Raw genomic sequence first — 13,228 nt, 5'->3', positions numbered from 1 at the left:
GGGGCTGGGCGCTGGAGCTGGACAATTCACACTCAGAATTTTTTCACTTTCTAATCTTTCATAAAGCGGGGGATGATTTCTCTTCACCGAATTGAATTCCCCCCCCTACAATATCCACTAAAGAATCCTTCAACAAAGCTATTAGCAATCCAAGCCGTTAAATGATATAATTTGCTAGATATTAGTTTTGGAGGAATTCAATTATGATTACCGTAAGTAACGTAGGTTTGCGGTTTGCAGACCGCAAACTTTTTGAAGATGTCAATATAAAATTTACACCCGGCAATTGCTATGGACTGATTGGCGCAAACGGTGCAGGGAAATCTACTTTTCTTAAAATTCTCTCAGGTGAACTCGAGCCGCAAAGCGGATCTGTTTTCATGACGCCTGGTGAACGTTTGGCCGTTTTGAAACAGAACCATTTCGAATATGAAGAATATGAAGTTCTGAAAGTGGTCATCATGGGCCATACACGTTTATATGAAGTAATGCAGGAAAAAGACGCCATTTACATGAAAGAAGACTTCAGTGATGAAGATGGTATGAAAGCGGCTGAGCTTGAAGGTGAATTTGCTGAGCTGAACGGTTGGGAAGCTGAATCTGAAGCGGCAATCCTTTTAAAAGGACTTGGCATTGGCGAAGATATTCATTATAAAAAAATGTCTGAGTTGAATGGTTCAGATAAAGTTAAAGTATTGCTGGCGCAAGCATTATTCGGTAAGCCAGATGTACTTTTATTGGATGAGCCTACCAACCACTTGGATATTAAAGCAATCCAATGGCTGGAAGAATTCCTGATCAATTTTGAAAATACAGTCATAGTCGTTTCCCATGACCGCCATTTCTTAAATAAAGTGTGTACACATATTGCCGACCTGGACTTTGGAAAAATTCAAATTTATGTCGGAAACTATGATTTCTGGTATGAGTCCAGCCAATTGGCACAAAGAATGGCTCAGGATACGAATAAGAAAAAAGAAGAAAAAATTAAAGAGCTTCAAAATTTCATCGCCCGATTCAGTGCAAACGCATCGAAGTCCAAACAGGCAACTTCGAGGAAGAAGCTTCTCGATAAGATTTCCCTTGACGATATCAGGCCATCTTCCCGTAAATATCCTTATGTAGGGTTTTCTCCGGAACGTGAAATCGGAAACGATTTGCTTCGTGTAGAGAATCTATCCAAGACCATCGATGGAGAAAAAGTGCTTGATAATGTCAGCTTCATCATGAACAAAGATGATAAAATTGCCCTTATCGGCAAGAATGAAGCTGCTAAGACAGCATTGTTCAAAATTTTGGCAGGAGAAATGGAGCCTGACAGCGGCACATTTAAATGGGGTGTCACTACTTCCCAGGCTTATTTCCCAAAAGACAACTCCGAGTTCTTTGAAAACAGCGATATGAACTTGGTTGATTGGCTTCGACAGTTCTCTCCTAACGACCAAAGCGAATCATTCCTTCGAGGATTCCTGGGCCGTATGTTGTTCTCAGGGGAAGAAGTTAATAAAAAAGCAAGTGTACTATCCGGTGGAGAAAAAGTACGCTGCATGCTATCCAAGATGATGTTGAGCGGATCTAATGTCCTTCTTTTGGATGAGCCAACCAACCACTTGGATTTGGAATCCATTACAGCATTGAATAATGGGCTGATTGCATTTAAAGGCTCTATGATTTTCTCATCCCATGACCATCAATTCATCGAAACAATTGCTAACAGAATCATGGAACTCACTCCAGACGGATTGATTGATAAACAAATGACATATGATGAGTATCTTGAAACTGTTAAAGCTTAAATAAAAAGGCTGTCCCAATTGGGGCAGCCTTTTTCAATCCGATTTTAGACGGTTCGTTTTATTATTCGATACCAGCACAAAGAAAAATAACAACAACACATTGAGCGTAATCATCCAGGAACCGGTTATAATCATTGTTGATAACGGAATTGAAGCCATGGAGATAAACCCAGAGATTGTATATTTTCTAAGGATGCCATAGCAAACAATCATTACAGCAGCAAATACGAGAATTGAAAAAGGAGAAAGATATAAGGCAGATACCAGGTACACTACTACCCCTTTTCCCCCCTTAAACCGTAAGTAGATTGGGAAGAGATGTCCGAGCATTAATCCAAAGCAGCTGATTAATAAGAGAATTTCATTGTACCCCATCATTTTGACGACAATAAAAAGAGCTGTCCATACCTTTAGGGCATCTATAAGAAGTGTCAGTAAAAATCCAGTCTTCCCAGCTGCCCTTCCGGCATTGGTTGCACCGGCATTGCTGCTTCCAATCAATCTCACGTCTTTTTCAGTCAATGCTTTCACTACAAGATAAGCTCCTGAGATGCTCCCGAACAAATAAGATAAAATAAAACCTATAATATAATTCATTGCAACAACTCCATTGATAAACAATCTATCCCTCTTTCAGTCTTTATCAAAAAGAAAGCGAATCAATATATTTTACCTCGATTCGCTTTTTATCCTTAGTTTGATTTTGTTATGAATGTGATGTTTGCTTGTTGATTTGAGAATATACTCGGTCAATATATTCCTTGCCTTTGTCAGTCAATGATTTTGCCATCATGACTTGCGAGACCGTTGTTTCGAATCCGATTTCTTTTAATAGATCGACAACATCTGATTGTGAATCCTGGATATAAGCGGCCATTCTTGATATTGAATCATGTTCTGCCTGGTAAAGTACATGGAGTAATTCTTTTAATGCCGCTTTTCCCGCTTCATTTGCATGGGAATTCGCCTGGAACAATCCTATTCTTTGAATCTGGCCATTTTCATCTTCCATTTTTTTATAGATAGCATAGGCTAGGATTGATTCTTCATGGTCTAAGCAAACCATGATTTCAGCATCTTGGATATGTTCCCAATGTGCCTGCCATGGGGCGCCCGTTAAATACAATCCTGATCTCTTGACAGTAGGCCAATCCGCTTTTTTTATAATAATCCCCTTATTTTCTTTGGAATGGCTTAACTTCCAATTACCCTTTAACGCGTAATGCCTTATATGATCGACAATTTGATAGCCCATTTTTTTATATAGATTTATAGCTTTTTCATTTTCAAGTATTGCTTCTAATGTGGCTGCATCCACACCTTCTTCTTCATAAATATTAAGGGAATGCTCAATCATTTTTTCACCCAAGCCTTTGCCCCTCTCCTGAAGTGCGACGCCTGTGCCGCCGTTCCAGGAAATAGAGGTTCCTTGAACATCCCTTTTCCCGCTTAAAACGATTGCTGATGGAGAATCATTTACGAAGCCAATAATTGACATGGAAGGAAGCATACCCTCCCCTATTAATCTCTTAGTGAATTTGTCAATATCTGTTGTTGCATCAAAAAAATATCCCTCAAACCCCTTATTCCAAGCCATTACCGCTTCATCGAGAGTACACTTTGACAGTCTTTTAATTTCCATGATTCTTCCCTCCTATTTTTTTCGCTTATACTCTTCTTTCAGTAAACCCATTAATATATTGTCGTGGTAGATGCCATCATAAAAGAGTTCCTCTCTAAGAATCCCTTCTTGTTCAAAACCCAATTTCTCATAGGATTTTTTTGCTCTTTTATTAAAACTATAAACATTTAGGGAAATTCTGTGCAGATTCATTTGATCAAAAGCATACTTCAAAATTATATCCAGGGCCTCAGTACCATACCCATTGCTCCTGAATTTTTCTTCATGGATGGCGATTCTTACACTTCCATTCCGATTCCTGGAATCAACATCTAATAGGGCAAGATCCCCAATCACTTCATCATTTTCTTTGAGTACAATCATCAAATCGATTCTATTATTCTGCTTCTTAAAACCTTCATATGCTTCAGCTATTTTTTCATATGTCAGAAATGACTGGGTTCCTGTCAACCTTCTGATTTCAGGATCCTGAACCACTCTATAAATAATTTGATAATCACTTTCGTCAATGTGTTTTAAATAGATTCTATCACCATCTAAAAACTTCATTTCTTCACCTCCCATAAACCGACTATACAGTTTATTTTATTCGTTAAAAAAATGCACAGTCCTCCTTGTGCATTAATTTTTTTTCACTAATTCCTTCATGATCATTTCGCCTGCTTTTTCAACCATTTGCTTATATGGGTAATCATCCTTCATTACGCCGTAATAAATGGAAATTCCATCGATGATCGACCAAAAAAGAGTTGAAATCATTTTGGAATCTAAATTTCCAGGGAACTCCCCATTCTTTTTCCCTAACTCGAGAATATCGATTATCAATTTTTGATAGATATTTTTCATTCTGTCATCAAGCATCGATTTCAGATTCTCATCCCTTGAGGATTGAAGCCAAAATTCAATGTGTACCCTGATCAGGTTTTGCCAATCTGGATTACGTTCAATCTGATGGCTGTAAATATTCAATAGATATCTCATTTTTTCTTCTGCCAAATCAAACTTTGACAGGTTTTCATTAATTTTATCAATGCTTTCCTTAGTCTTTTGTTCCATTAATTCGATATAGATTTCATCCTTGCTTTTAAAATAATTATAGATGGCACCTTTGCTCATTCCTGAATTTTTAACAATGTCATCCATCGTCGCATTTTGAAATCCCTTTTCAGCAAAGCAGACAAACGCTGTTTCCATGATTTTCTTTTTCATTTTTGTTTTGTATTCTTCTGATACAATAGGCGGCATAAAAACTCCTCCTTCAACTTAACCGACTGTTCAGTTTATTTAATTAAATCATACTGAAAATCATTGTACAATAGGCTGACATAAAAAAAGTCCCCATCATAGGAGGGGACTGACCCGTCAATCTTTAATCGGGCTGTTATTATCAACGACTTGGAGGACTTTCGTAGTTGACTCCATCGGGCTGCCGCAAAGTGGGCAAACAGGATCCTCGTTGCTCTTAAAATTGTCGCGGATCCATCCCTTACAGGAATCAGATGTACATTCCCAAATCTTGGTTTCCGCTGTAATAATTTCTTCTTCAGGTTTTCTTCCAAATGCCATATGGATCGTACCTCCATTGGTTATGATGCGTTTTTCAAAAAAAGCTACCCTGACAGGATAGCTATTTAAAAAACGGTTTGCTCGAATTAAAGTTTTACAACGTTAGCTGCTTGTGGTCCGCGGTTTCCTTCAACGATTTCGAATTCTACCTGCTGGCCTTCTTCAAGTGATTTGAAACCTTCTCCAGTGATTGCAGAGAAATGAACGAATACATCATTTCCGCCTTCAACTTCGATGAATCCAAAACCTTTTTCTGCGTTAAACCATTTAACTGTACCTTTTTCCACGATGAATCCTCCATTACAATCAAAAATATTAATATGTTCTATTTTAATAAAAAATTCACATATTATAAAAAGTACCGCACGCATCGATCACTTTTTATAATATGTGAATGGCCTGCTTCAAAATTGAAAGTATTTATCCATTTATAATAATTATACAACTTTTAATATGAAAGTCAAACTCATCCAATTCCTATTGGATTTGAGGGTTGATAAGCACTATAATTGTTTCTTGAATTTTTATATAATAAAGATATTAATTTCCATACAAGGAGTATATTCCCTTTGAAAATTTACGGTCAATTCAAAAGAAAAATGATATTTAATTATTTCATCGGTTCGTTTTCAGCTGTAATTGGGGTTGGGAGCATTTTTATTTTTCAAACCCTTGACTTAACTCCTCATGAAGTCGAATTGATATGGACCATTTTGGTTTCTTCCATCATCGTTATGTTTATATGTGAAATCCTAGTCTATCGTCTGCATTTAAGGCCGTTAACCTTGTACTATCAGCAGAATGAACGATCAAGAATGATGTTAAAGGAAGCTTATGAAACGATTCTTCATTTTCCTTATTTGACAGTAAAAAGGATTCTTTTGCCTCATTTTTTAGGACTTGCCATCCCTTCTGTTTCAATGAGTTTGTTTTTCATTAAAATGAAATGGCTCTCTATTCCATACTCTTTTATCGCTCTTGCAGCATTAGGTGCATTTATCATTGCTTGTCTGCACGCGATGATCGAGTATTTTCTTACCGAAAAAACAACAAAGCCTATCATTTTAGATTTACAGCACAAGTTAGGCCCGCAGTTCATGTCTATTAATCGTGAAAAGAACATTTTCAGTATTAAAAGGAAGCTTCTTGCCGGTGCAGTTTTTATATCGGTATTCCCTATTCTCTTGTTTTCAGTAGCCACACAGGTGCGCTTCATTGAAACTTCACTGGAATTTGCTAAGGGGTTTCTCAGTTGGGCTGCCCTTATCATTACAGTAATCACCATATTTAGTATTACTGCAGCCATATTGCTTTATAAAAGCATTCAAAAACCACTTGCTGAACTTCAGGATGGTTTCCAAAATGTTCAAAAGGGGTTTTTTCTAGATCTTGATAATCCCCATACCGATGAATTCAGTGACATAGTAAATGGTTTCAATCATATGCTCCATTCCATAAAAATCAGGGATAAACGTAATGAAGAATTACTGGACAGCTTCTATACAGTCATTGCGGAAGCACTTGATGCCAGGGACCCTTATACGGCTGGCCATTCCATAAGAGTCGCTGAATATTCGTGCAAAATAGGGAAAGCTGCAGGTTTATCAGAACTGGAATTGCAGCTGTTGAGAAAGTCAGCGCTTCTCCACGATATTGGAAAAATCGGTGTCCGTGATGCCGTTCTATTGAAGGAAAATCGATTAACAGATGAAGAATTCAATCAAATCAAGCAGCACCCCACGATCGGGGCAAGGATTGTAGATCAGCCGGAGCTCTCATTAGAAATGAAGCACCTTTTGCCAGGTATTAAGCATCATCATGAAAGATATGACGGGAAAGGATATCCATCAGGGCTTTCAGGGCAGGACATACCTTTATTCGGCAGGATCATTGCGATTGCTGACGCCTTTGATGCCATGACATCTGATCGTCCTTACCGTAAAGGGATGCCATTTGAAAAAGCAATTTCCATCCTGTCTGAAGGAAGTGGAACTCAATGGGACCCAGCATTGATAGAGATTTTCCTTTCTCTCATAAAGGAAACAGACATACAATACACTTCAACATTAAAATATTCGTACTCTTTCTCATAGCCTGTTCAAAGCAGGCTTTTTTTCATGGAGAGATATCAATGAACAATTTCTGCATGTTTGCCTTTATATGGGACAAACTTTCATTACAGGGAATCGGGTGATGAAAACATGTTCAAAGAATCTTTTAAAAAAGCCGAGAAAAATAGAAAAAAAGCACATCGTTTAACGAAGGAAGAATTTAAAGCTGACATTCAGTCTGCCCTCTCAAATAGCTCAGACCTTCTGTTTCGGGATATTTTTCATCATGAAAAAACTATCCTCCTTGTCTATTTGGAGAATAGCATAAAAGAAGATGCTCTGAGCGAGGATATCATTAAACCTTTAAATCTTTTATATAATGAAGCCCTTTCTGTTAAAAATATTTATCAATCATTAAATATCGGTAAGCTCCTCCTCACCAATCAATTAGAGGAAATTTCTCAGGGTATTATCAATGGGTACCTGTATATTTTTATTGAAGGTGAAGACTGCGGGATTCTTGCAGATATAGGAAAAAAAGAATCAAGAGGGCTTGAAAAAGCTGAAACAGAATCATTGGTTTATGGACCGAAGATTTCCTTCACAGAATCCATAGCAACGAATGTGAATATTGTGAGGAACTATCTTTCAGATGAAAAACTGGCTGTGGAAGAAATCATGGTGGGAAATCGTTTAAAGCGAAAGGTAAGTTTAGTATACATTTCAGATGTGGCCGATGAGGAAAATGTCTCTACCTTCCGCCAAAGAATTACGGATTTGGACATTGATAGTATTATCGATGCTTCTGTTTTAGCCCAGCTGATAGAGGACAATTCAATCACTCTTTTTCCACAGCTGATGTCAACAGAGCTCCCAGACAGGTTTTGTATGAGTCTATTATACGGAAAAGTAGGTGTATTGGTAGACAGAAGCCCTATTTCCTTAATCGGCCCTACCTCATTTTATAGTTTTTTTGAAACAACAGAGGATGTTTATGTCAGATGGAATATTGGAACGTTTTTACGTATACTCCGTTTTATATCCATCCTGCTCTCTATTTTGCTGACACCTGCCTATGTTGCGGTTTTAACCTATCATTATGAAGTCATTCCTTCCGCCTTACTGACTTCACTTGGAGAATCAAGATCAAACGTCCCTTTTCCGCCGGTTTTTGAAGCCTTGCTTCTTGAATTCATTATTGAATTGCTTAGAGAGGCAGGTGCGAGGCTGCCGACTAAAGTCGGACAGACAATGGGTATCGTCGGTGGTATCGTCATCGGGCAGGCAGCAGTTCAGGCTGGCTTTACGAGTAATATCTTGATCATCATCATTGCCATCAGTGCATTAGGATCGTTTACAACTCCCAGCTATCTGATGGGGTCAACTTTAAGGATCCTGCGCTTTCCAATCATTTTTGCGGCAGGGCTTTATGGCGGCATCGGCATCATGTTTGCATTCTGTCTTATTCTGATTCATTTGTTAAGGCAGACATCAATGGGAAGACCGTATTTAACCCCTCTTTTCCCATTAAGATTGAATGACTTAAAGTACAGTTTGATAAGGGCTCCTATCTCTTTTTACAGAAACCGCCCGGAATCCAATATGCCTAAAGACCACATTCGTTTTTTCAAATCGGATGGCAGGAAGAAAAACGACTTGGATGAATAAGGAATGTTGCAAGTGAATCCGAACATTAATCCACCCCGAAAGCTTTTATTCAACGCCTATTTACTCATGTTTATTGTCCATACAGCACAGACAGGCGTCGGGATTGCCGGTTTGCCAAGAGTTGTTTTCCTTCAATCGGAAAATGATGCCTGGATATCAGTATTGATCACTGGTGCAGTCGTCACGATGGTGTTGTTTATTATGGATAAAACATTGAAGCAGTTTGAAAGTGCGGATCTCTATTCCATCCATGAGTATCTATATGGAAAATGGGGTGGGAAATTGGCTAACTCTGTTATTTCCATTTATTTGTTATCAGGCTACTTCATTATTATGAAGGATTATACGGAAATGGTTCAGGAGTGGATTTTCCCTACTCTTCCAACCTGGATATTTACCTTGATGCTCAGCTTTCTTGCATTTTATGCAGTCAGCGGAGGAATAAGAGTAGTCGTGGGAATATGCCTGCTATCCCTGATATTATCCATTTGGATCACTTTTATCATTGCAGTGCCCCTGCAATATATGGATTATTCTCATCTTTTACCGATTTGGAACCATAGTTTTAAACAGATTCTGATGGGAACATTTAAAACCAGCCTTTCAATCGTTGGGTATGAAATGCTTATGTTTGTGTATCCATTTGTACAAAATAAAGAAAAGGTTTTTCGCTATTCCATGATCGGAAATCTTTATTCTACACTTTTGTTTGCCTTGGTCACATTTGTATCAATCGGTTTCTTTTCAGCCACTGGTTTAAAAAGGACGATTTGGCCTGTATTATCTATGTTTAAAATCGTAAGGATTCCAAACTTGGAACGTTTTGAATTTATCGCAGTCTCATTCTGGATGCTGATTATCCTTCCTAACATTTGTTTATATTTATGGTCAGCATCAAGGGGGATCAAGAATGTATTTGGCATCACAGGACGGAAAAGTTTGTATATAGCACTCTTGATTGCGTGGCTTGGTACGCTGTTTTTAAAAGAGAGGATATTTAACAATCTTGCTTCGGATTATGTAGGATACGCAGGATTTGCATTATTCTTCGTATACCCTTTCCTGCTTTATACTATGGTAAAGCTTAAAACGATTTGGAAGAAAAAAAGGAGTGCTTAAGATGAAGCTCCTGATGCTGTTCATCCTCACACTATCACTTTTCATCTCTGGATGTGTAGAGCAAAAAAGCCTTGAAAACCTTGGATTGGTAACTGCCATTGGATATGATAAGAACAAAGAGGAGCCAGAGGAAGTGGAAGGAACAATTGCTGTACTTCAATTCAGTCCTGAAAAACAGAGCCTTTCAAATATATTTTCTGCAAGCTCCATTACCAGTAAAGGGGTAAAAAGAAAAATCAATTATGAAACAAGCAAGAAAATTGCTTCGGGACAGCTGCGTGTGGCTATCTATGGAGATGAAATCGCATCAGAAGGATTGAGCCAGTATGTCGATACATTAACAAGGGATGCCTCTATCGGCAATATGGTCTACCTCGCAGTGGCAAGTCCTACTGCAAAGGAAATCCTCAACCACCAGGACCTATACCAAACTGATAATATCGGGACATATTTATATAACATGATTCGCCAAAATATCGACAGAGAGCTGATTCCAAACCCCACTTTGCAAGAATACCTGCGCACATTTTATGATATCGGGAAAGATCCCGTCCTTCCTCTATTGACGATTGAAAATGGCCATATAGTCATCAGTGGGCTTGCGTTGTTTAATGATGACCATTATCTTGCCCCCTTGCCTCAGGATGATATTTTCTATCTAAGGATGTTAATGGATAAATACACAAGGGGACTGACAGAGATTGATCTCCCCCGTGAAAGATTTAAAGCCTTTTTTACTGAGAATCAGACAGAAAATCCAGTTTACAAAGAAAAAAAAGAAGATGTACATCTTACTCTGGACAACATTCACGCACATGAGAAAATCACAATGAAGGAAGAAGCAGGAAGGCCAGCTTTCTCCATACACGTCAAGACAAACTTGCGTGTGCTTGAAGTCTCTGAAACCATGGACTTGGGAAACCCTGCGGTTGTCAAAAAATTAGAAAGCGAAATATCCAAAAAGATGGAAAATAAAATGAATGAATTGACTGCCATGCTGAAAGAAAAAAATACCGATCCAATCGGCTTCGGGAATTATTACATGGCTCATCATAGGAATAAGCCTTTAACCAAACAGCAATGGATAGATATCTATAAAAATTCAAAAATCAATGTTACGGTAGAAACTTCTATCCAACGAACTGGTGTCATCGATTAACTGATGTAAATTCCTTCCCCTTTTCTTTACGAACAGAAAAAAAACCGTTATAATGCTAATAATGGAGCATAAGTTTCAAGAGTCCTGGCGGCAACCAGAACTCTAGGTACAGTTTTTCCTGCAAGCAGTGCAGCAGCCTTTAACCACGAAAAAGTAACTCACCCTCTATCCAACTTGCACGGGGTGGGTTACTTCTTTTTTTGTGCAATGGCGATGATGGCTATGATTAAAGATCCGAACGCTATCATAAGCTGCATTGTATCAGCAACAGGAATCATCTCTTGCGACCACCTCCTTTCGGAAAGCAGCCGCTGCCCACCCACCTTTATGAACTGTACAACCTCATTTTAGCATACTTTTCCACACGAACAAATGTTCTTATATAAATTCCTATCAAAATGGTCAATTCGGCCTAACTTTCACTTGCTAATATCAACTGAAACTTTGTGATTACCGCATAATAAAACCATTTATGGTGAAAATAAAGTTATATTTGAGGAGGTGTGTGGTAATGTCAAAACGAGTTGGTGTAGAACAATCTCTTTCTAACGTATCTGAAGTGCTTCGCGCAAAAGGCTACGAGGTGGTTGAACTAAAAAATGAAAATGATGCAGCGAACTGTGACTGCTGCGTGGTGACGGGACAAGATAACAACGTCATGGGAATACAAAACGTTGTTACGGCAGGTTCTGTCATTAATGCACATGGAATGTCAGCTGATCAAGTATGCCAGGAAATTGAAAGTAAATTTATACAATAAAAAAACGGCTAAATATAAGCCGCACTTGCTGTCGAGATTTCTCGGCAGTTTTTTATTGTTGAATTATTTATTTAAAGCTTTCAATAAAGCATCTTCTTTATCTGCCGCTAAGCCGGCATTTCTTCCTGAATGCTCCCTTTTGCTTGCCCATTCAGCGGTGTCTAATATTGTTTCTTTTAATTGCCTCGTTTTGAGTCCTGCATTTTTAGCCTTTGTGATCTCTGTTCCAAAATCCTTAATATGCGGGATCCATAAAGGCAATTCAATCCAAGGCTGCACTTCATTCTTCAGCAGAAATTCTTCTTGAGCCCAAGTGATTTCCGTTTCTTTATTCAAATACATCCGGCATTCATTTAGAAAATGGTTTAATGTTAATGGTTCTGTCGGTCCCACAGCATTCCATATTCCCCTCTCATCCATTTCAATGAGGGTCAAAATCCATTGAGCTAAATCACGGACATCAATGAACTGTATTTGACAATCCTTGTTGTCAGGGGCAATCATTTCTCCCCCTTTCATCACCCTTTCCATCCAATAGGTAAAACGATCGGTAGGATCATGAGGACCAACAATAAGACCCGGCCGAATAATAAGGGAGTTTGAAGGAAGTTCATTCGTCACTGCAAGTTCACATAAAGCTTTTAAAGCTCCATAATATTGATCTGCCGGCAAGGAACCGTTTTTCTGCAGCTGCTCATTTTCCTTAGAGGATAATTCATTAAGCTCTGACTTCTCATCGATTCCTTCTTCCTGGAATGCTTTCTTATAGACTGAAATAGTCGAAATAAATACATATACGCTGCAGAATTCCTTCAACATAGCTGATGAGAGGGCAGCATCTTTTGGCTGATAGCCGCATGTATCAATGACGGCGTCCCATTTTTGACTACATAGCTTCGCTAAATCCTCTTTGTTTTGCCGATCACCTTTAATAAGGGGCAAATCGGGGAAAATGGCGTCATTTGTTTTTCCTCTGTTGAACAACGTCACATCAAACCCTTTTTTTACAGCTTCCTCCACAATCGCACGTCCGGCAAACTTTGTTCCCCCAATTATTAAAATCTTCATCCCATCCCCCTCTTGTCATTTAGACTCTAAAGAACGCTTTCTCCTCATCCGTTGGTACATATGGTTTTTGATCTAACATCAATAGCAGTCCATGATACGTCTGTAAATCATCATCACATGCTTCGCAAAATTCCTTTTCTTCTTCGTTCCAGAATGCTGCCATTGAATCATTTTTCTGTCTATGATGAGGATATTCATTGTGCAATGTTTTTAGCTTTTCAAGAAAAAATACTAGGGCGTCATGTTTTTCTTCGAAGGAGTACTCGGTAACGATATCCTTTTCCCAGCCTTCAAAGAACCACCATGGTTCATTCTCTCCCTTCGTCAAAATGACTTTCCAGCTTGTCGACATTTCTATCACTCCTGTATGGTTCTACTTCTAGTTTACCTTTTGAATGC

General features: G+C 38.5%; 15 protein-coding genes. 6 read left to right on the top strand and 9 right to left on the bottom strand.

Annotated features, from left to right (window positions below; translation table 11 throughout):
• The first annotated feature begins 203 nt into the window (after nucleotides 1-203).
• Nucleotides 204-1,796: an ABC-F family ATP-binding cassette domain-containing protein gene (locus DFR59_RS10185; protein ID WP_114745507.1), complete on the top strand. Its 1,593-nt coding sequence runs from the start codon at nucleotides 204-206 to the stop codon at nucleotides 1,794-1,796.
• A gap of 33 nt (nucleotides 1,797-1,829) precedes the next feature.
• Here the strand turns inward: DFR59_RS10185 and DFR59_RS10180 are convergent, their stop codons facing one another.
• The 6 genes from DFR59_RS10180 to cspD all read right to left on the bottom strand — a co-directional run bounded on the left by DFR59_RS10180 (nucleotide 1,830) and on the right by cspD (nucleotide 5,291).
• Complete coding sequence (locus DFR59_RS10180; protein WP_114745562.1) at nucleotides 1,830-2,393, bottom strand: glycerol-3-phosphate acyltransferase; 564 nt, start codon at nucleotides 2,391-2,393, stop codon at nucleotides 1,830-1,832.
• Between the two features lie 109 nt (nucleotides 2,394-2,502).
• Nucleotides 2,503-3,438 carry a GNAT family N-acetyltransferase gene (locus tag DFR59_RS10175; RefSeq protein ID WP_114745506.1) on the bottom strand — a complete coding sequence of 312 codons (936 nt, stop codon included), beginning with the start codon at nucleotides 3,436-3,438 and terminating at the stop codon, nucleotides 2,503-2,505.
• 12 nt (nucleotides 3,439-3,450) lie between these two features.
• Complete coding sequence (locus DFR59_RS10170) at nucleotides 3,451-3,987, bottom strand: GNAT family N-acetyltransferase (RefSeq protein WP_114745505.1); 537 nt, start codon at nucleotides 3,985-3,987, stop codon at nucleotides 3,451-3,453.
• Nucleotides 3,988-4,059: 72 nt separating this feature from the next.
• Nucleotides 4,060-4,683, bottom strand: coding sequence for a TetR/AcrR family transcriptional regulator (locus DFR59_RS10165; protein ID WP_114745504.1), 624 nt, complete (start codon nucleotides 4,681-4,683; stop codon nucleotides 4,060-4,062).
• Nucleotides 4,684-4,800: 117 nt separating this feature from the next.
• Nucleotides 4,801-5,004 (bottom strand): cold-shock protein, encoded by a 204-nt coding sequence (locus DFR59_RS10160; protein ID WP_211318544.1) that lies wholly within the window; start codon nucleotides 5,002-5,004, stop codon nucleotides 4,801-4,803.
• Between the two features lie 86 nt (nucleotides 5,005-5,090).
• Nucleotides 5,091-5,291: a cold-shock protein CspD gene (gene cspD / locus DFR59_RS10155; RefSeq protein WP_114745502.1), complete on the bottom strand. Its 201-nt coding sequence runs from the start codon at nucleotides 5,289-5,291 to the stop codon at nucleotides 5,091-5,093.
• 282 nt (nucleotides 5,292-5,573) lie between these two features.
• Between cspD and DFR59_RS10150 the strand changes: the two genes are divergently transcribed.
• The 4 genes from DFR59_RS10150 to DFR59_RS10135 all read left to right on the top strand — a co-directional run bounded on the left by DFR59_RS10150 (nucleotide 5,574) and on the right by DFR59_RS10135 (nucleotide 11,001).
• The gene (locus tag DFR59_RS10150; protein ID WP_245948444.1) at nucleotides 5,574-7,097 is read left to right on the top strand and encodes an HD-GYP domain-containing protein; all 1,524 of its coding nucleotides are present in this window, start codon (nucleotides 5,574-5,576) and stop codon (nucleotides 7,095-7,097) included.
• 108 nt (nucleotides 7,098-7,205) lie between these two features.
• On the top strand, nucleotides 7,206-8,723 hold the full coding sequence (locus tag DFR59_RS10145; protein WP_114745501.1) for a spore germination protein: 1,518 nt from the start codon (nucleotides 7,206-7,208) through the stop codon (nucleotides 8,721-8,723).
• Between the two features lie 3 nt (nucleotides 8,724-8,726).
• Complete coding sequence (locus DFR59_RS10140; protein WP_245948443.1) at nucleotides 8,727-9,842, top strand: GerAB/ArcD/ProY family transporter; 1,116 nt, start codon at nucleotides 8,727-8,729, stop codon at nucleotides 9,840-9,842.
• Nucleotide 9,843: 1 nt separating this feature from the next.
• Nucleotides 9,844-11,001, top strand: coding sequence for a Ger(x)C family spore germination protein (locus DFR59_RS10135; protein ID WP_114745500.1), 1,158 nt, complete (start codon nucleotides 9,844-9,846; stop codon nucleotides 10,999-11,001).
• A gap of 188 nt (nucleotides 11,002-11,189) precedes the next feature.
• On the opposite strand, the gene DFR59_RS10130 is transcribed toward DFR59_RS10135, so the two are convergent.
• A complete protein-coding gene (locus DFR59_RS10130) occupies nucleotides 11,190-11,279 on the bottom strand; it encodes a putative holin-like toxin (RefSeq protein WP_114745499.1) in 90 nt (29 codons plus the stop codon).
• Between the two features lie 233 nt (nucleotides 11,280-11,512).
• Here DFR59_RS10130 and DFR59_RS10125 point away from each other — a divergent pair, with 233 nt between their 5' ends.
• Nucleotides 11,513-11,761 (top strand): YkuS family protein, encoded by a 249-nt coding sequence (locus tag DFR59_RS10125; protein WP_114745498.1) that lies wholly within the window; start codon nucleotides 11,513-11,515, stop codon nucleotides 11,759-11,761.
• A gap of 63 nt (nucleotides 11,762-11,824) precedes the next feature.
• On the opposite strand, the gene DFR59_RS10120 is transcribed toward DFR59_RS10125, so the two are convergent.
• The gene (locus DFR59_RS10120; RefSeq protein ID WP_114745497.1) at nucleotides 11,825-12,829 is read right to left on the bottom strand and encodes an NAD-dependent epimerase/dehydratase family protein; all 1,005 of its coding nucleotides are present in this window, start codon (nucleotides 12,827-12,829) and stop codon (nucleotides 11,825-11,827) included.
• 19 nt (nucleotides 12,830-12,848) lie between these two features.
• Entirely contained in the window at nucleotides 12,849-13,181 is a 333-nt protein-coding gene (locus DFR59_RS10115) for a DUF1033 family protein (RefSeq protein WP_114745496.1), read from the bottom strand.
• Between the last annotated feature and the right edge of the window lie 47 nt (nucleotides 13,182-13,228).

It is taken from the genome of Falsibacillus pallidus (assembly GCF_003350505.1).
Classification (GTDB): Bacteria; Bacillota; Bacilli; order Bacillales; family DSM-25281; genus Falsibacillus; species Falsibacillus pallidus.
Note: the sequence above shows the minus strand (reverse complement) of the source record. Positions and strands in the feature narration are given on the sequence as shown.